Here is a 17,722-nt window from a genome sequence, read left to right as displayed (position 1 = left end):
TGGGCCGGGTATCTGCCCTTTTGGTGCTGGGGGCCTGCATGGCCGGGGCTCCCGCACGCGGGTTGGCCGCCGAAGCCGAGATCCGTTCGGCGACCCTGCTCCCGGTGGACGACCAGTATGTCGTCAATGCCGACATCGTCGCCGAGCTGACTCCCTTGCTCTCCGACGTGGTGGCACGCGGTGTGTCCCTGTATTTCGTGACCGAGTTCGAGCTCAGCGCCCCCCGCTGGTACTGGCTCGACGAGGAGGTGGTCAGCAAGACGCTGACCTATCGCCTGTCCTACCAGTCCCTGACCCGCCAGTACCGGCTCACCACCGGAGCCCTTCACCAGAACTTCTCCAGCGCCGAGGAGGCACTGCGGACCATGCTGCGCATCCGTAGCTGGGGCGTTGCCGATCGTGCTGCGCTGAAGACGGGGCGGACCTACAACGCTGCCCTGCGCTTCCGCCTCGACGTGGGCGAATTACCCAAGCCGCTCCAGGTCAGCGCCTTCGGACGCAAGGACTGGAACCTCGGGTCCGACTGGTACCGCTGGACCTACGTTGCCGGACGGGACAGCAAATGAGACCCACCGCCCTTGTCGTTGCCGCCGCCATCTCGGGCATCCTGCTCTTCCTGCTGGCGACAGCGAGTGCAAACACGCCTCTTTTCGCCCGCAACTACACCCTGCTACTGGCCCTCAACGGGGCCATCGCCCTGGGGCTCGCCAGCCTGGTTTTCGTGCAGTTGCGGAGCCTGTGGCGGGAGTATCGGGCCCGGCGTTTCGGCTCCCGCCTGAAGCTCCGCCTGATGGCGATCTTCGCAGCGATGGCCGTGGTGCCCGGTGTGCTCGTCTATGCCGTGTCCCTGCAGTTCGCGGTGAAGAGCATCGAGTCCTGGTTCAATGTGCGGGTCGACGCAGCCCTGGAGAGCGGCCTGCAGCTCGGCCGCAGCTCGCTGGAGATGCTTCTCGACCAGCTCGCCGACAAGGCCGATCGCATCGTTCTGGAGCTGGAGCTGGCGCCCCAGGTCCGCCCCACCCTGCTCAATCACCTGCGGGAGCGTGCCAACGTCGAGACCGCAACGGTGTTCTCACCCAGTGGCCGCATCATCGTCACGGCGGATGCCGAGCTCGATCGCCTGATGCCCGAGCGCCCCAACGCCACCCAACTGCGCCAGGCCCGCCAGAGCAAGGGCTTCCGGGCGGTCGAGGGGCATGCCCAGGAGGGGTTGGTCCTGCGGGTGATCGTCCCCATCCCGTCGCGCAACCTGGCGGAGCCCCTGCTCCTGCAGCTGACCCAGAGCGTACCCCGGGCCTTCGCCATGCACGCCGAGAGCGTCGAGACGGTGCATCGGGACTACCAGGAGCTGTCCCTGGCACGCAACGGGCTCAAGCGCATCTACACCCTCACCCTCACCCTCACGCTGCTGCTGGCCCTGTTTGCGGCGGTGGCGGTGGCATTCGTGCTTACCCGCAGGCTCGCTGCGCCGCTCTTCATCCTGGCGGAGGGCACCCAGGCGGTGGCCGCCGGTGACTTCAGCCCGCGCCAGGCCCTGCCCGCTCGGGACGAGTTGGGCGTGCTGACCCAGTCCTTCAACCAGATGACCCGCCAGCTCGAGGATGCCCGGGCCCAGGCCGAGAAGAACCGGGCTGCGGTCGAGCGCAACCGGGCCTACCTGGAAGGGGTGCTGGCCAATCTCTCTGCCGGGGTGCTGGCCTTCTCGCCGGATGGCCACCTGCGGGCGGCCAACCATGGTGCAATGACCATCCTGAACGACCCCCTGAGCGGCTACGAGCGGGTGCGTTTGGAAGACTGGAACGCCCACCAGGACTTTCGTGAGGCGCTGCGGGAAGGCTTCCTGGGCAGCGATGCCGACTGGAACCGGCAGATCGAATTCTCCAATCCGGACGGCAGTACCCAGACCCTGCTGCTGCACGGCACCCGCCTGCCCGACGATACGGGTGGCGGCTGGGTGGTGGTCTTCGACGACATCACCCATCTCATCGCCGCCCAGCGAACCGCAGCGTGGGCCGAAGTGGCCCGGCGCCTGGCTCACGAGATCAAGAACCCGCTGACCCCGATCCAGCTGTCGGCGGAGAGATTGCAGTTCAAGCTGGCCGACCGCCTCGATCAGGAAGGCCGCGAGATGCTGGAGCGTTCGACCACCACCATCGTCAACCAGGTGGAGGCCATGAAGAACCTCGTCAATGCCTTCCGCGACTACGCACGGTTGCCCAGCCCGGTGATGGCGGCCCTGGATCTGAACTCCCTGGTGCGGGAGGTCCTGGTGCTTTACGAGGGCTCCCGGGTCCGGATCCAGGCCGAGCTGGGTGGCGATCTGCCCCGTGTGCTGGGCGATGCTACCCAGGTCCGCCAGGTCATCCACAACCTTTTGCAAAATTCGGAAGATGCGCTGGCCGAAGTGGAGGAGGCAGAGATCCACCTGTTGACCCGAGCGGACGCCCGCCGGGTAGACTTGGTCCTGCGCGACAACGGGCCGGGCTTTCCGCCCGAGATCCTGTCCCGCGCCTTCGAGCCCTATGTGACGACCAAGGCCCGCGGCACCGGCCTGGGGCTGGCCATCGTCAAGAAGATCATCGACGAACACGAGGGTGAGATCCGTCTTGCCAACCGCGAAGCAGGTGGGGCGGAAATCCGCATCCGCCTACGTGTCGCTCCTCAATCCGAGTCCATCAGCCATGGCCAAGATCCTCATCGTTGACGACGAAGTCGGCATCCGTGAACTCCTCTCCGAAATCCTGCGGGACGAGGGGCACGACATCATCCTCGCCGAGAACGCTGCTGCTGCCCGGGCCGCCCGCAATGCCGCGCGGCCCGACTTGGTGCTGCTCGACATCTGGATGCCTGATACCGACGGCGTCAGCCTGCTCAAGGAGTGGTCCGCCAACGGCCAGCTCACCATGCCGGTGGTGATGATGTCCGGCCACGGCACCATCGATACGGCGGTGGAGGCCACCCGCATTGGCGCCATGGAGTTTCTCGAGAAGCCCATCGCCCTGCAGAAGCTGCTGGCGGCGGTCAAGCGCGGCCTGGCCCGCATCAAACCGGCTCATGCACCCAGCCCCCTGGGCCTGGCGGCCTTCTCCCGCTCTGTTCCGCTGCGGGATCTGCGCAAGCGTCTCGAGCAGATGGCCGACAAGTCCCGCATCATCCTGCTGCGGGTGGGCCCCGGCAGCCTTGCGGAGCTTTGTGGGCGCAGCCTGCAGCGGGTGGGTACCCCGTGGCTGGACCTCTCCCTGACGACCCTGCCGATCGAGCTCAATGTGCTTGAAGGCGCCCGTAACGGCGTGCTGTATGTGCCAGAGCTGATCTATCTGTCGCGCCCCCAGCAGAAGAATCTGGTGTTCGCCATGGACCGCCTGGAGCGGCATGCCCAGACCCTTGTGGTGGCCACCGAGCATCGCCCAGAAGAGCTGGTCGAGCATGGCTGGGAAGAGCGCGTCCTGGCCCGTCTGTTCGAAGTCTCCCTGGCCCCTCCCGCCCTGGCCGAGATCCGCGACGAGATCCCCGAGATCGCCAGCCAGATCCTGCTGCACTACGTCGAGGCGGGTGAAGTGCCGCCCCGCCGGCTCTCCTCCGCGGCCCTCAATGCCCTGCGCAACCAGCCGTGGGGTGGCGGCTATGGTGAGCTGAAGGCTGCCATCAAGTCCCTCGCCCTGGGGACCCTGGAGGAAGAGATCGGCATGGACGAGGTCGCCCACCTGCTGGTCAAGACCCCGACCGCGGCGCTCGGGTTGCCGCTCGATCTGCCGCTACGGGAGGCGCGGGAGATCTTCGAGCGCCTGTACTTCGAGCATCACCTGCAGATCGATGGCGGCAACATGACCCGGCTCGCCGAAAAGACCGGCCTCGAGCGCACCCATCTCTATCGCAAGCTCAAGCAACTGGGGATCAGCGTAGGCCGCCGCAATGAAGAGGGGAGCGCCTGAGTCGTCCCCCTGCATCACCACCACAAGAGGGTGAGCGCCCGATCGCTCACCGGCAGGAGACAGCATGAAGATCATCATCCTGGGGGCGGGTCAGGTAGGCACGTCCGTGGCCGAGAGCCTGGTGTCCGAGGCCAACGACATCACCGTCGTGGACAACAACGTCGAACATCTCACTTCCCTGCAGGAGCGCCTGGACCTGCGGGTCGTCAGCGGCAATGGCGCCTCACCCTCCATCCTCGAGGCCGCCGGCGCGGACGATGCCGATCTGCTGATCGCCGTGACCCAGTCCGATCAGACCAACCTGTGCGCCTGCCGGGTGGCCAAGACGCTGTTCAACATTCCCACCCGCATAGCGCGCCTGCGCTCTGCCGACTACGCAGATCATCCCGAGCTGCTGGATGACGCAAATTTTGCGGTGGATCACTCCATCTGCCCCGAGCAGATCATCACCGACTACATCCGCAAGCTCATCGAATTTCCCGAGGCCTTGCAGGTGCTCGAGTTTGCCGAAGGCATGGTGACCATGATCGCGGTGAGGGCTTTCGATGGCGGCATGCTGGTCGGCAAGTCCCTCAAGACCATCCCCCAGCGCCTGCCCAATATCGACGCCCGGGTGGCGGCCATCTTCCGCAGCGACCAGCCGCTGGTGCCCAGCGGTGACACGGTGATCGAGAGCGGCGACGAGGTCTTCATCGTGGCGGCCACCTCGCATATCCGCAAGGTGATGACCGAGTTGCGACGCATGGACAAGCCGATCCGTCGGGTCATCATCGCCGGTGGCGGCAACATCGGCTTTCGTCTGGCCAAGGCCATCGAGCGCAGCGTCAGTGTCAAGCTCATCGAGCGCGACCGGCGGCGCGCCGAGACCCTGGCCGCCCAACTCGAGCGTGCCCTGGTGCTGCGCGGCGACGGTACCGACGAAGCCTTGCTGGACGCCGAGAGCATCGAGGAGACCGACATGTTCCTCGCCCTCACCAACGACGAGGAAGACAACATCATGTCGGCCTCGCTGGCCAAGCAGATGGGGGCCCGGCGCACCCTCGCCCTGATCAACCGGCGCTCCTATGTGGACCTGGTTCAAGGGGGGCGCATCGACATCGCCATCTCGCCGGCCCAGACCTCCATCGGCCAGCTCCTGGCACGGGTCCGGCGGGGCGACGTGGCTGCGGTGCACAGCCTGCGCCGGGGCGCCGCGGAGACCCTCGAGCTGGTGGCCCATGGGGATGCCAAGCACTGCAAGGTGATTGGTCGCAAGGTCGAGGAGCTCGACCTTCCCGAAGGTGCCACCATTGCCGCGATCGTCCGCAAGACGGGCCAGACGCGTACGGAGTACAAGGAACTGGTGCCCTACGAGGTGCCCATCCACGAGGTCATCATGGCCCATCACGATACCGTGATCCGGGCCGAGGACCACGTGATCGTCTTCTGCACCAGCAAGAGGCTGGTGGCACAGGTGGAGAAGCTGTTCCAGGTTGGCTGGGGATTCTTCTGATGGACGCCCTCCTCCCTGTTGCCAACGTGCTGGGCCGGCTGCTGTCGATCTTCAGCTTTGCCTATCTGATGCCGATCTTGGCGTCCTTGATCTACGACGACGGTACAACGGCCGACTTTGTGGCGGCGATGGTCATCTCCCTCGGGAGCGGCCTGATCCTTTACGGCGTGACCCGTTCCCACTACCGGGAGCTCAAGCCGCGGGATGGCTTCCTGCTGGTGTCCACCGTGTGGGCCCTGATGGCCGCCATCGCCACCATTCCCCTGCTCCTGGTGTACGACACCATGAGCTTCACGGATGCCTTCTTCGAGACCATGTCGGGCCTCACCACCACCGGCTCCACGGTGATGACCAACCTGGATCACGCACCGCCGGCCATCAACCTGTGGCGCCACGAGCTCAACTGGCTTGGGGGTATGGGTATCATCGTGCTGGCGGTGGCCGTGCTTCCGCTGCTGGGCGTGGGCGGCATGCAGCTCTACAAGGCCGAGACGCCGGGGCCCATGAAGGACTCCAAGCTCACCGCGCGTATCGCCGACACGGCCAAGGCGCTGTGGCTGGTGTACTTCGGCATTACGGCAGTGTGCATCCTGTTGCTCAACTGGGCAGGCCTGTCGTGGCTCGACGCGATCTGCCATGCTTTTGCTGCGATGGGCCTGGGCGGCTTCTCGACCCGTGATGCGAGCGTCGGGGCCTTCGACAACCCCGGGGTCGAGTTCATCCTGATCGTCTTCATGGTGATTGCCGCCCTCAACTTTGCGACCCATTTCGTGGCATTGCGGGGGCGCGACATACGGGTCTATTGGCAAGACGTCGAAGCCCGCGGAACCGTCGGCCTCATCGTCGCATCGTGCTTTGGCGTGGCCCTATATGTGTGGCTGGAAGGGACCTACGAGGATTACCCCACGGCCCTGCGCCACGTCAGCTTCAACCTGGTTTCCATGGCTACAGACTGTGGCTTCGCCAGCCAGGACTTCGACAAATGGCCGGTCTTCGCACCCCTGTGGATGCTCTTCCTGTCCTGCATCACCGCAAGTTCCGGTTCAACGGGGGGCGGCATCAAGATGATCCGGACCCTGATCCTGGCCAAGCAGGCCAACCGCGAGCTCACCCGGCTGATTCACCCCGCGGTGGTCAATCCGGTCAAGATCGGCGGAAGCCCGATCCCTAACGGCGTCGTCATCGCGGTCCTGGGTTTCATCTTCCTGTACTTCATCAGCGTGGTCATGCTCACCTTCGTGATGATCTTGTCGGGGCTCGATTTCATGACCTCGCTGGGCGCTGTGGTGGCCAGCATCAACAATGCGGGGCCCGGTCTCAACCAGGTCGGGCCGGCGACCAATTATGCGGTGCTCACTGACTTCCAGACCTGGGTGTGCAGCTTCACGATGCTGCTCGGCCGCCTGGAGGTATTGTCTCTCGCGGTGGTCTTCACGCCCCAGTTCTGGCGCAAATAGCGCTTCCTTGATCTGACGTATCCACGCCCTGCCGGCAAATGGCGGATAATCCCGCCTTTGCCGCAACGCGCGGTACTGCTGCCGAGGATTTCAAGTGAGCCGTCCGAAGAACGACACCTTCCTGCGCGCCCTGCTGCGCCAGCCCACCGACTACACCCCGCTCTGGCTGATGCGCCAGGCTGGCCGCTACCTGCCCGAGTACCGCGAGACCCGCAAGCGTGCCGGCAGCTTCCTCGATCTGTGCAAGAACCCCGGCCTGGCCTGCGAAGTCACCCTGCAGCCGCTGGCCCGCTACAACCTGGATGCGGCCATCCTGTTCTCCGACATCCTCACCGTCCCCGATGCCATGGGCCTGGGCCTGTACTTCGCCGAAGGCGAAGGCCCCAAGTTCGAGCGTCCACTCAAGGAAGAGTGGGAGATCCGCAATCTGGCCGTGCCTGATCCCAACCAGGAACTCGGTTACGTGATGGATGCGGTCGCCGAGATCCGCCGTGCGCTCGACAACTCGGTGCCGCTGATCGGCTTTTCTGGCAGCCCCTGGACCCTGGCCTGCTACATGGTCGAAGGTGGCGGCTCTGACGACTACCGCAAGGTAAAGGCCCTGCTGTACAGCCGTCCGGACCTGATGCACCACATCCTGGATATCACCGCGAAGGCCGTCACGGCCTACCTCAATGCGCAGATCGAGGCCGGCGCCCAGGCCGTGATGATCTTCGACTCCTGGGGTGGCGTGCTGGCCCACGAGGCCTACCGTGAATTCTCGCTCTCCTACATCCGCCAGATCATTGCCGGCCTGACCCGCGAGAAGGATGGCGAGAAGATCCCCTGCATCGTCTTCACCAAGGGTGGCGGCCTGTGGCTGGCCGACATCGCCGACAGCGGTGCCGACGCGGTGGGCCTCGACTGGACCGTGGACATCGGTGCGGCCCGCCGCCTGGTGGGCGACAAGGTGGCGCTGCAGGGCAATCTCGATCCGGCCGTCCTGTTCGGTAGCCCGGAAGCGGTGGCTGCCGAGACGCGCAAGGTGCTGGATGCGTTCGGCCCGAATCCCGGCCATGTGTTCAACCTCGGCCATGGGATTTCCCAGTTCACCCCGCCCGAGAACGTCAGCGTGCTGGTCAATACGGTGCATGAATACAGCCGCAGCCTGCGCGCCGGCAGTCGCTGAAGCGTAGTTCCGGTGTATCTGCTGGGCCGGCCTGGTGGCCGGCCCTTTTGTTTCCGCCGGGCTGCTGAAAGCTCCCCCGTCAAGCACTAAATTTGGCTTTCGGGGCTTGACTTGTGCACAGCACCAAGGTTTTTGTCCGTTTTATTACAGTGCTCCTCGCCAAATATGCCATGATTGTATAAGCCTTTGTATTTAAATGAATTATTTTGTGCTTCTGTTTTGGGCAGAGTAGGAAAAACGCTTATGGAAAGCGGGTTTAGCGTCCTTTCAATGAGTTCTTCCACAAAGTTATCCACAGGTTTTGTGGACAAGATAAATACCCATTTTCACCCAAAGGCTTCAGCTTTGTTTCACAGGCAGAGCTTCATAAAAACAATGTAAGTTACTGATATTTATAATTTTTAAAAACTGAAGAATTGCTGCCGCCCATGAGTGCCCTCGTCGTTCGCGTCGCCTTGCCGGTGCCGATTCCTCAAGTGTTTGATTACACTGCGGAAAACATCACGCCTGGGGATCTGGGTCGGTGCGTCCGGGTACCCTTCGGGCGGGGCGAGAAGACCGGCTTGATCGTTGCATTGCCGGAAGACGCCGATCTGCCCGTGGAGCGTCTCAAGCCGGTGATCGCCATCCAGCGCGAGGCCCCTGCCCTGCCGGCCGACTGGCTGGCCATGGTCGAGTTCACTGCCCGCTATTACCAGCACCCCCTGGGCGAGGTGGTGGCAATGGCCCTGCCACCCCGACTGCGCAAGGCCGATGCCGTGGCCGGCACTGAGGCCGACCCCCTGCTCGAGGCCACGCCGGAGGGGCGTGAGGCTCTGCACGAGGCCCGCCGTGACAGCCGTGCGCTGGCCATCCTGCGACGTCTCGCCGAGCAGGGGCCGCGGCGGCGTTCCCTGTTGCGCGAGGAGGAAGGGGCGCCGGCGGTTGCCGATGCCCTGAAGCGAGGCTGGGTCGCCCCCGGTGCCGCTGCGGATGCCGCGCTGATGGACGGCGCCCCGGAACTGACGGCCGAGCAGCAGGCCGCTCTGGAGGTGTTGTCGGAGGGCTTTGGCTGCTTCCGGCCCTTCCTGCTGGCCGGTGTGACCGGCAGCGGCAAGACGGAGGTCTATCTGCGCCTGGTCCAGCAGGCGATTGCCCAGGGCCGGCAGGCCTTGATCCTGGTTCCCGAGATCGCCCTGACGCCGCAGCTGGAGGGGCGTGTGGCGGGCCGCTTTCCATCGGCCCGGGTGGTCAGCCTGCACTCCGGCCTGGCCGAAGGGGCGCGCTCCCAGGGCTTCGTGCAGGCCATGGAGGGGCGTGCGGACATCGTGCTTGGCACCCGCCTGTCGGTGTTCACGCCCCTGCCCCGCCTCGGCCTGATCGTGGTCGACGAGGAGCACGACGCCAGCTACAAGCAGCACGAAGGCGTCCGCTACAACGCCCGTGACCTGGCCATCTGGCGCGCCCGCCAGTGCGCGGTGCCCATCGTGCTGGGTTCGGCCACCCCGTCGCTGGAAAGCTGGCATGCCGCCGAGACCGGGCGCTACCGCCGGGTGGAGCTGGCCAGCCGGGCGGTGGCCGCCACCCTGCCCCGGGTCCGGCCGGTGGATATCCGTCGGGAGAAGCTGCAGCACGGCGTGTCGGAGCACCTGTTGCGGGCCATCGGCCGCTGCCTTGAAAGGGGGGAACAGAGCCTGGTCTTCCTCAACCGCCGTGGTTACGCGCCGGTGCTGTCCTGCCCCTCCTGCGGCTGGGTCAGCCGCTGCCCCCACTGCACGGCCAACATGGTGCTCCACCTGACCGACAGGCGTCTGCGCTGTCATCACTGCAGCCACGAGGCGACGATTCCCCTGGCCTGCCCCGACTGTGGCGATCAGGACATCCAGCCCTTTGGCCGTGGCACCCAGCGCCTGGAGGAGACTCTGGCCGCCCGCTTCCCGCAGGCCCGCGTGCTGCGGATCGACCGTGACGCGGCGCGCACCCGGGCGCAGTGGGAGGCCCTGCTCGACCAGATAGGGCGCGGCGAGGCCGACATCCTGGTCGGTACCCAGATGATGGCGAAGGGGCATGATTTTCCGCGGCTCACCTTCGTGGGGGTGCTCAACGCGGATTCATCCCTGTTCGCAGCCGACTTCCGGGCGCCGGAGAGGCTCTTCCAGCAGTTGATGCAGGTTGGGGGGCGGGCAGGCCGGGGCGAGTTGCCCGGCGAGGTCATGGTGCAGACCCAGTACCCCGACCACCCGCTCTACAAGTGCCTCGAGGCCCATGACTTCGTGCGTTACGCCGCCTTGCAGCTCGAGGAGCGCAAGCAGGCCCGCTTCCCGCCCTTTGCGGCCAACGCCCTGCTGTGCGCTACCGCACCGGAAGTTGCCGGCGCCCTGGCCTGGCTGGCCGAGGCGCGGGCGGCCGCCCTGCCCCTTGCCCAGGCTTTCGGTGTGCAGGTCTTTGATGCGGTGCCGATGCGCATGCTCCGCCTGGCCCGTCGGGAGCGGGCCCAGCTGCTGGTCGAAGCCCCCGGCCGGCCGGCCCTGCAGGGTTTCCTGGGGGCGTGGAGCCGTTTGCTGTGGAGCATCCGGCCTCCCCGCGACCTGCGCTGGCACCTGGATGTGGATCCGGCCGAGGTTTGAGCAGGTGGAGGGCGCCGCACCGCTGTTACATGTTAACGCGGGCTTACATTTGCGCTGACAACCCGGCAGAGGGCATCACGTTATTCGCTGCAAGGGCCGACAATGACGCCGACCCGGAACGAATAACCCGCCTCTCAAGGAGAACCACCATGCTGAACAAGATCATCGCTCTGGCCGTTGCTACCGGTTTCGCTACTGCTTCCTTTGCCGAGGCCCCTGCCGCCGCTCCCGCCGTGAAGGCCGAGGCCGCCGCACCGGCCAAGGCCGAAGCACCGAAGGCGCACAAGAAAGTGGTGCACAAGAAGGCCGCCGCCACCCCTGCCACGCCCGAGACTCCTGCCACGCCGGCCGCTGCAGCGCCTGCCGCCAAGTAAGCACCGCCAGTCCGAACGGGGCGTGTTCCGGAATTCCGGAACACGCCCCTTTTGCATTGTGGGCGCTCCTTAGCGAGGCGTGAATGCGCTCGGAACTGCCCTGCCGCATGCAGCCGAACGTCAGAGCGCGCCTCCGCCGCGCACCTGGGCAGATGCATGCCCTTCAGCTCAGCCTGCCGCGGGGGGCGGCGCGAAGCCGAGCCCGCCGCCGATCCGATTCCAGGCGTTGATGCTGGCGATCGCGGCGGTCAGGAAAGCCAGCTCGGTGGGAGAAAACGCGGCAGCTGCGTGCTGACGTGTGCTCTCCTGGATGGGCTGGCCGGCCATTCCGGTGAGTGCTTCGGCCCAGCCCAGGGCCGCCCTTTCCCGCTGATCGAATATCGGTGCGTCGCGCCAGGCCGCCAGCAGATCGAGCTTGGCCGCGGGAATGCCGGCCTGGCGGGCGAGGTTGAGGTGATATTGCAGGCAGAAGGTGCAGGCGTTGATCTGCGATACCCGCAGTTTCACCAGTTCGGTCAGGGGCTTTTCCAGGCCGGAGGCATCCACGGCCTTGCCCATCGCCAGCAGGGCATCGACGACCTTGCCCGCGGTCTGCTGGAAATCGCTGAATTCAAAAGCTGTCATGGTCCGTCCTCCGGGATTAATATAAGAGCCCTGATATAGTATTCGAGCCCTGATATCATGCGCAAGTCATCGGTCTCCATCACGCCCGCCCCTGTCTCCCCGCTGATTCCTGGGCCGGGTGAAGGCAAGCGCGGTGTGGAGGGCCACGTCGGTTACCTGTTGCGCCAGGCCGCAGCGGCCTATCGTCTGCGCATGGAAAGAGCCCTTGCAGACCTGGGCGTGACGCCGCCCCAGTTCTCGGTGCTGACCATGCTGGTGGCCTACCCCGGCCTGTCGGGGGCCGATCTTGCCCGTCTGTCCCTGCTCACTCCGCAGACCGTCAGCCTGATCGTGGCCAACCTGGAGCGCAGTGAGGCGATCGTGCGGCATCCGCACCCCACCCATGGACGGGTCCGGGTGATCGAGGTCAGTGCGGCGGGCCGGGCCCTGCTGGAGCGCTGCAAGGAACGCGTCCGGACCATCGAAAAGGGCCTGCTGGAAGGCCTGCCGTCCGACGAGGAGCAGGTGATCCGGCGTTGGTTGGTGAAGATTGCGCGGGAGGAGGCAACCGTATCGGGGGAAGGGAAGCCTGGTGCGGACATGGCGTGATCTCCCGATCCGACCAGGGAAAAGACCTCTTACATATACGAGAATAATTCTCGTTTACAAGTTGTGCTTGTCGGCTTATATTGCGAACCATTCTCATCTGAATGGATGCTGCTGATGGAAAACCTGCCTGCTTCCCTGCCCTTGCCTGTTCCCGCCAGTTTGTGGGCGGGCGCCCTCAGCCAGCTCTTGAGCTACGGGGAAACGGGTTGTCCACATTCGGCGCACCGTGCCGCGGATCTGTTGAACCGCCTGGCTGAATGCCCGGCCGTCGACCGAGAATTGCGCGACCTCTGCGAGAGGGCCTGCTCCCGTCTTGAACCGTCCGCCGGGGAGCTGCACCATGTGCCTCGCGCCTGAAGCGAAGGGGGATTCGCTGCAAAACCTGATCCGTGCCGAGTACGCCAGTGCGCTGGTGACGCTCGACCTGCCGGCCTCCGGTGAGCCGGGTCCTGCGCGCCGGGCCAGGTTGTGGGATCTGGAGGACAAGTTGCACTGCCCGGTCATCGGCACCTGCCTGTCGATGAGTGAGCTGCACGGCTTTGCCCGGCGCTTCCAGATCAGCCAGCCCGGTGTCGACGACTTCACGCTCCACGTCGAGGTGGTGGGGCTGGCGCGCAATCGCAATCCCTTGTCCGAGGCGGTGCAACGCCACCTTGAGAAGAAATACCGGCTCTCGGTGACCCGCTTCGCCAAGCTCAAGACCGACCTGGAGATTCGCCGGGAATGGCGGGCATGTTGTGCCCGGGGCGAGGTGGCAGGCCCCCTGTGGGCGATCTGCACGCACCGGTCCGCCTCGGCGGAAACCTGCCAGCAGGTGTATGCCGACCTCCACATGCTGTCTCACCAGGTGGGGGCGGGTCAGGCGGCCGATACGCGGCGTCTGGCCTTCCTGGAAAAGGAGAATGCCGAGCTGAAGGAGGGTCTGCGCCGTGAGCTGGCCGCGCTGCGCAGACAGCTCAGCGCGGCGGAGGCCGGCCTCGCCGACAAGGATGCCGTGTGCAGCGAGGCCGCGCTGCTGCGCAAGAGGCTGGCGCGCTTCGAGTCCGGTGAGGTCATGGTCGAGATGGGACAGCGCCTGCTCGCCCTGCAGGGGTCCCACGAGCGCCTGCTGGACAACGCGCGTCTGCTCCAGGAGGCGGAACGGTGCATGAAGGATGCGCGCGAGGAGGCGCGTCGTGCGATCGCCGAGAGGGACGAGGTGATCGCCGAACGCGACGCCCTGCTGCGGGTGCTGGAGCTGGCCCAGCCGGTGCCCTGCGCCGAGCCCGGTGGTGACGCGTGTGCCGGCTGCCCCGATGCCCTGTCTGCGCGCTGCGTGCTCTACGTGGGTGGGCGGGCTTCGCTGCTGGCTCAGTACCGGCAGCTGGCGGAGCGCCTGGGGATCACCCTGATCCATCACGATGGCGGGCTGGAGGAATCCCTGTCGCGCCTGCCGGACCTGATCCGCGGTGCGGATGCGGTGGTGTGCCCGACCGACAGGATCAGCCACAACGCCTATTACCACGTGAAATCCCAGTGCAAGCGGGTTGGCAAGCCCTGCCTGTTCTACCGGGGTGGCGGCGTGTCGGGCTTCGCGGCGGCGATGGAACGCTTGAGCCGGGGTGAGTTCAGCCTGGCCGGCCCCGGCGAGGCCTGAGCTACTGCATTCCGTGTGGCTTGAAGCGCCCTGCCCTGGCCAGCGGCACGAAGCTGGCCAGCTGGGCTGCCAGGAGGATCAGGAAGGCGACCCGCAGCGAGTCCGCCGCGGCCATGCCGCCCGCGCGGAGTGTGTCGAGCAGGCCGCCGAGGCCCCACTGCACCACAAAGGCGCCGACAAAGGCCATCAGGTTGATGCTGGTGGTTACCCGGCCGCTCAGGTGCAGGGGAAACAGGCCGGCCACCACGCCATACATCTGAGCCCCCGTGGCCGACACTACGCCCAGCATGCACCACAGCAGCAGGGTCGGACCTTGCTGGGCGATGATGAGCGCCTCCACGACCATGGTCAGGAACAGCCCGATCTGCATCAGGCGCAGGGGCGGAAAGCCCCTGGCCTCGAGCCTGAAGGCCCAGGCCCCGATGGAGAGCTGGCCGGTCAGCATGCCGATGTTGAGCCAGAACAGGTGGTCTGCCGCCAGGGCGCGGGAATAGCCATTGACCTGCATCAGCCAGGGGACCGCCCATAGCCCCTGCAAGGCCATGAAGCCGCCCGTGAAGAAGGCGGATTGCCCAGCGAAGTTCCAGAACCGCCCTGCCATCAGCACCTCGCGTACCCCCCTCAGGGCATGCTGGAGGTCGCCCGAGGAGTGGGCTTCGTCCTTTTCCGGCATGGCGAAGAAGATCAAGGCGGCCACCGCTGTGGCCAGGGCCGCCACCATCCAGAAGGCGCCCCGCCAGCCCAGGAAAGGCAGGGCCGCCTCCAGCGGCGCCGAGGCGGTGACGGCGCCGAGGGCACCGCTGGCCATGATGTAGCCGGTCATGGAGGCCAGCTTCTCCCGGGGAAACCACTGGGTGAAGCCCTTCAGGCCACCCATCAGGCAGGCGGCCACGCCGAAGCCGATCAGCCCGCGGGCGCTGGCCAGCGTCGGCAGGCTGTCGCCGCTGGCAAAGAGCACGCCGCCGAAGGCGGTGACCAGCAGCAGCGCAGCTTCAACCCGGCGCGGCCCGTAACGGTCAAGGGCGATGCCCACGGGAATCTGGGCCAGCCCGAAGGCGAAGAAATAGGTGCTGGTCAGCAGCCCCAGGTCGGCCGCGCTCAGGCCCAGCTCGCGGGTCAGATCGGGCGAGATCACCGCGTTGACCGTGCGCAGCAGGTAGGACAAGTAGTAGCCCAAAGCGAAGGGCAGGAAGATACGGCTGACGAGATAGGCCTTACCAGGGGCGGAGGGGGCGGGCATGGGGCGACGGAGCATCAGGGCGAGTCCGGAGCTTACCGGGCCGCGACGCCGGCGTGTCGGAAGATCAGGGAAACTCCCGATGGGTGGAATCCCGGAGCGGGCGCGGGACCCGTGCCGGCCTTTCCGAGGCCAATCGGGCGGGCCGCGGCAAGTGGTCTTGCACACCCACGCGCTGTGCATAATTTAACTAAAGTTTGCACTCTGCAGCGTCGTAACAGGGCCACGACACCAAAGGAAAGCCGCAATGTCAGTCCCCGCCACGATTCTCCTCGTTGATGACAGCCGTGCCTCCCGCATGCTCTGCGCTACCGTTCTGCGCAGTCTGAACCCCGATCTGCGGATCCTGGAGGCCGGGGACGGTGACGCGGCACTGGCGCTGATGGCCGGCGAACAGGCCGGTCTTGCCATCCTCGACATGAACATGCCCGGTATGTCCGGGCTGGAGCTGGCCGAAAAGCTGCACCTTGGCCATCCGATGATGAAGCTGGCCCTGCTGACGGCCAATTCCCAGGATGCGATCCAGCGCCGGGCCGCCGCCCAGGGCGTGCATTTCTTCCGCAAGCCGATCAGCGAGGCGGTGATCGGTGACATTCTGGCCTTGCTGGGCTAGGGCCATGAGGCGCTTCTCCGAACTCGAGATGGACGCTCTGACCGAGGCCTTCAATCTCTCCCTGGGCGAGGCGGCGGCCACCTTCTCGGTGATCGTCCGGGAGGAGATCGAACTGTCGGTGCCCACCATCGAGATCCTCTCCCGCGACGAGCTGACCCAGCGCCTGGAAAGCGTCCAGCCGAGCGCCGCGGGGGACCGCCTGTGCCGCATCAACCAGAAGTTCGATGCGGCCAGCGGCTTCCAGACCGACGCCCTGCTCCTCTTTCCGGAGCATGGCAGCCTGGAGATCGTGCGGCGCATGCTCGGCGACGACACGCCGGTGCAGCAGATCACCGAGCTGGAGCAGGACGCCCTGGCGGAGATTGGCAACATCATCATCAACAGCTGCATGAGCAGCCTGGCCAACCTGTTCGGCACCGAGATGCGCGGCTCCCTGCCCCGCGTGCAGTCCCGCACGGCGCGGACCCTGCTTGACGACAAATCGGACAGCGATGTGATCCTGGTGGCCCGCATCGGCATGACGATGGCGGCCCACAACCTTTCCGGCTATGTCCTGTTCATCATGGACGTACCCTCCATCGAGAATTTCATGGCCCAGGTGGGCCGCCTGTTCCGCTTGCCGGAGCAGGACGACGGCCTGTCTCCCTGATGGACTGCTGCCAGCTGCTCCCTGACTGCGTCGATATCGGGCTGATCCTGGTCGGCCAGGATGGACGCATCCTGGTCTGGAACCGCTGGATCGAGGAGCGTGCCGGCCTGTCGTCGGAGCAGGCCCTCGGTCTGACCCTGTCCGAGGCCTTCGGCCCCCACGTCGATCCGCGGGTGGCACTGGTGATCCGTGAGGCGCTCGATTTCGGCTGGTCGGCCCGCCTGTCCCACGCGCTCCATCCGATGCCTCTGCCACTGTTTCCCCCCGGCGGTGGGCGGGCCGAGCGGATGAAGCAATCCATTGATGTGACTTCGCTGCCTCTGGGCGGAACCAACCAGTGCCTGGTGCAGGTGCGTGACGTGACCGAGACGGTGCGCCGGGAGGCCCTGCTCAAGCAGCAGGCGCGACAGCTGCGCGCCGATCTTCACCGCCTGACCCGTGCCCAGACGGAGCTGCAGCGCAGCGAAATGCGCTTTCGCGAGCTGGCCCGGCAGGCCCCGGCGGGCCTTTTCGAGGCCGACGCTCAGGCCTGCTGCACCTTTCTCAACGAGCGCTGCGAGCAGTTGCTCGGCCAGGAGCTGGTGGCCGTGGCCGGCACGCCGTGGATCAACCTGTTGCCCTTCAGCGAGCAGACCCGCGTGCGCAAGAGCTGGTGCCAGGCGGTTGAATCCGCCACCCGTTTTTCCGAGGAGTTCCGCTTCACCCGCCCGGATGGCTCCTACTTGTGGATGCGCGCCGAGGCCGGCCCGCTGCGCGACGAGAGCGGCCGCATCGGCGGCTTCATTGGCACCATGCTGGACGTGACCGACCTGCATGAGCGGGCGACCCGCAACGAATTCCGCGCCAACCATGACGGCCTGACCTCCCTGCTCAACCGCGACCGCTTCGAACGCCATCTGCGGGCGGCGATCAGTGGTGCCCGGGAGGTTTCGGACCGGCTGGCCCTGCTCTTCATCGATCTGGACGACTTCAAGGGCATCAACGACAACCATGGCCACAACGCTGGCGATACGGTGCTCAAGGCGGTGGCCGGGCGGGTCCGACGCGTCCTGCGCAGCGAGGACTTGGTGGCCCGCTATGGCGGCGACGAATTTGCCGTCCTGATTGCCGGGGCGGGTGATCCGCACAATATCGACACCATCATCGGCAAGATCAACCAGGCGGTGGCCATGCCGATCAACCTGGGGCACTGCCATGTGCGCGTCGCCTGCTCGGTCGGGTTGGCGGTGTTCCCGGACCACGGCACCGATCCGGCCAGCCTGCTGAATCACGCCGACAAGGCCATGTACTGCGCCAAGCGCACCCGTTGCGCGGACTCCGGCTCCAGCTCCGAGCCGGTCTGAGCA

15 protein-coding genes are annotated in these 17,722 nt (G+C 66.0%); 13 read left to right on the top strand and 2 right to left on the bottom strand.

Annotation, left to right across the window (positions count from 1 at the left end; genetic code table 11):
• The first annotated feature begins 38 nt into the window (after positions 1-38).
• From HHL15_RS05415 to HHL15_RS05380, 8 genes are all read left to right on the top strand, one after another.
• A complete protein-coding gene (locus HHL15_RS05415; protein ID WP_235943240.1) occupies positions 39-566 on the top strand; it encodes a DUF4390 domain-containing protein in 528 nt (175 codons plus the stop codon).
• Positions 563-2,704: a sensor histidine kinase gene (locus HHL15_RS05410; protein WP_169144811.1), complete on the top strand. Its 2,142-nt coding sequence runs from the start codon at positions 563-565 to the stop codon at positions 2,702-2,704. Before HHL15_RS05415 ends, HHL15_RS05410 begins: the two co-directional genes overlap by 4 nt.
• Entirely contained in the window at positions 2,682-3,932 is a 1,251-nt protein-coding gene (locus tag HHL15_RS05405) for a sigma-54-dependent transcriptional regulator (RefSeq protein ID WP_169144810.1), read from the top strand. Before HHL15_RS05410 ends, HHL15_RS05405 begins: the two co-directional genes overlap by 23 nt.
• 64 nt (positions 3,933-3,996) lie before the next feature.
• Positions 3,997-5,424, top strand: coding sequence for a Trk system potassium transporter TrkA (trkA, locus tag HHL15_RS05400; protein ID WP_169144809.1), 1,428 nt, complete (start codon positions 3,997-3,999; stop codon positions 5,422-5,424).
• Positions 5,424-6,881: a TrkH family potassium uptake protein gene (locus HHL15_RS05395; protein ID WP_169144808.1), complete on the top strand. Its 1,458-nt coding sequence runs from the start codon at positions 5,424-5,426 to the stop codon at positions 6,879-6,881. Before trkA ends, HHL15_RS05395 begins: the two co-directional genes overlap by 1 nt.
• Before the next feature lie 94 nt (positions 6,882-6,975).
• Complete coding sequence (gene hemE / locus HHL15_RS05390) at positions 6,976-8,049, top strand: uroporphyrinogen decarboxylase (protein WP_169144807.1); 1,074 nt, start codon at positions 6,976-6,978, stop codon at positions 8,047-8,049.
• A 428-nt stretch (positions 8,050-8,477) separates the two neighbouring features.
• Entirely contained in the window at positions 8,478-10,655 is a 2,178-nt protein-coding gene (locus HHL15_RS05385; RefSeq protein ID WP_169144806.1) for a primosomal protein N', read from the top strand.
• A 149-nt stretch (positions 10,656-10,804) separates the two neighbouring features.
• Positions 10,805-11,029, top strand: a complete 225-nt coding sequence (locus tag HHL15_RS05380) for a hypothetical protein (protein ID WP_206198607.1) — start codon at positions 10,805-10,807, stop codon at positions 11,027-11,029.
• Positions 11,030-11,197: 168 nt separating this feature from the next.
• Here the strand turns inward: HHL15_RS05380 and HHL15_RS05375 are convergent, their stop codons facing one another.
• Positions 11,198-11,653: a carboxymuconolactone decarboxylase family protein gene (locus HHL15_RS05375; protein ID WP_169144805.1), complete on the bottom strand. Its 456-nt coding sequence runs from the start codon at positions 11,651-11,653 to the stop codon at positions 11,198-11,200.
• Positions 11,654-11,710: 57 nt separating this feature from the next.
• On the opposite strand from HHL15_RS05375, the gene HHL15_RS05370 reads away from it, so the two are divergent.
• Together HHL15_RS05370 and HHL15_RS05365 are read left to right on the top strand one after the other, a co-directional pair.
• Positions 11,711-12,241, top strand: a complete 531-nt coding sequence (locus HHL15_RS05370; RefSeq protein WP_169144804.1) for a MarR family winged helix-turn-helix transcriptional regulator — start codon at positions 11,711-11,713, stop codon at positions 12,239-12,241.
• A 340-nt stretch (positions 12,242-12,581) separates the two neighbouring features.
• Entirely contained in the window at positions 12,582-13,877 is a 1,296-nt protein-coding gene (locus HHL15_RS05365; RefSeq protein WP_169144803.1) for a DUF2325 domain-containing protein, read from the top strand.
• A 1-nt stretch (position 13,878) separates the two neighbouring features.
• On the opposite strand, the gene HHL15_RS05360 is transcribed toward HHL15_RS05365, so the two are convergent.
• Positions 13,879-15,132, bottom strand: coding sequence for an MFS transporter (locus HHL15_RS05360; protein ID WP_235943239.1), 1,254 nt, complete (start codon positions 15,130-15,132; stop codon positions 13,879-13,881).
• 229 nt (positions 15,133-15,361) lie between these two features.
• On the opposite strand from HHL15_RS05360, the gene HHL15_RS05355 reads away from it, so the two are divergent.
• The 3 genes from HHL15_RS05355 to HHL15_RS05345 are packed head-to-tail and all read left to right on the top strand — an operon-like array spanning position 15,362 to position 17,719.
• Entirely contained in the window at positions 15,362-15,727 is a 366-nt protein-coding gene (locus tag HHL15_RS05355; protein WP_169144802.1) for a response regulator, read from the top strand.
• A gap of 4 nt (positions 15,728-15,731) precedes the next feature.
• Entirely contained in the window at positions 15,732-16,376 is a 645-nt protein-coding gene (locus HHL15_RS05350) for a chemotaxis protein CheC (protein ID WP_169144801.1), read from the top strand.
• Positions 16,376-17,719, top strand: coding sequence for a diguanylate cyclase domain-containing protein (locus HHL15_RS05345; protein WP_169144800.1), 1,344 nt, complete (start codon positions 16,376-16,378; stop codon positions 17,717-17,719). Before HHL15_RS05350 ends, HHL15_RS05345 begins: the two co-directional genes overlap by 1 nt.
• The last annotated feature ends 3 nt before the right edge of the window (positions 17,720-17,722 follow it).

The organism is Zoogloea dura (assembly GCF_012927165.1).
GTDB classification, from domain to species: Bacteria; Pseudomonadota; Gammaproteobacteria; order Burkholderiales; family Rhodocyclaceae; genus Zoogloea; species Zoogloea dura.
The sequence above is the reverse complement of the archived record's forward strand: the minus strand, read 5'-3'. Positions and strand labels throughout refer to the sequence as shown.

What these genes read in the sequence shown, in the direction of transcription:
- HHL15_RS05415 (WP_235943240.1), top strand. Translation starts at nt 39, where the DNA reads ATGGCCGGGGCTCCCGCACGCGGGTTGGCCGCCGAAGCCGAGATCCGT.
- HHL15_RS05410 (WP_169144811.1), top strand. Translation starts at nt 563, where the DNA reads ATGAGACCCACCGCCCTTGTCGTTGCCGCCGCCATCTCGGGCATCCTG.
- HHL15_RS05405 (WP_169144810.1), top strand. Translation starts at nt 2,682, where the DNA reads ATGGCCAAGATCCTCATCGTTGACGACGAAGTCGGCATCCGTGAACTC.
- trkA (WP_169144809.1), top strand. Translation starts at nt 3,997, where the DNA reads ATGAAGATCATCATCCTGGGGGCGGGTCAGGTAGGCACGTCCGTGGCC.
- HHL15_RS05395 (WP_169144808.1), top strand. Translation starts at nt 5,424, where the DNA reads ATGGACGCCCTCCTCCCTGTTGCCAACGTGCTGGGCCGGCTGCTGTCG.
- HHL15_RS05385 (WP_169144806.1), top strand. Translation starts at nt 8,478, where the DNA reads ATGAGTGCCCTCGTCGTTCGCGTCGCCTTGCCGGTGCCGATTCCTCAA.
- HHL15_RS05380 (WP_206198607.1), top strand. Translation starts at nt 10,805, where the DNA reads ATGCTGAACAAGATCATCGCTCTGGCCGTTGCTACCGGTTTCGCTACT.
- HHL15_RS05375 (WP_169144805.1), bottom strand. Translation starts at nt 11,653, where the DNA reads ATGACAGCTTTTGAATTCAGCGATTTCCAGCAGACCGCGGGCAAGGTC.
- HHL15_RS05370 (WP_169144804.1), top strand. Translation starts at nt 11,711, where the DNA reads ATGCGCAAGTCATCGGTCTCCATCACGCCCGCCCCTGTCTCCCCGCTG.
- HHL15_RS05365 (WP_169144803.1), top strand. Translation starts at nt 12,582, where the DNA reads ATGTGCCTCGCGCCTGAAGCGAAGGGGGATTCGCTGCAAAACCTGATC.
- HHL15_RS05360 (WP_235943239.1), bottom strand. Translation starts at nt 15,132, where the DNA reads ATGCTCCGTCGCCCCATGCCCGCCCCCTCCGCCCCTGGTAAGGCCTAT.
- HHL15_RS05355 (WP_169144802.1), top strand. Translation starts at nt 15,362, where the DNA reads ATGTCAGTCCCCGCCACGATTCTCCTCGTTGATGACAGCCGTGCCTCC.
- HHL15_RS05350 (WP_169144801.1), top strand. Translation starts at nt 15,732, where the DNA reads ATGAGGCGCTTCTCCGAACTCGAGATGGACGCTCTGACCGAGGCCTTC.
- HHL15_RS05345 (WP_169144800.1), top strand. Translation starts at nt 16,376, where the DNA reads ATGGACTGCTGCCAGCTGCTCCCTGACTGCGTCGATATCGGGCTGATC.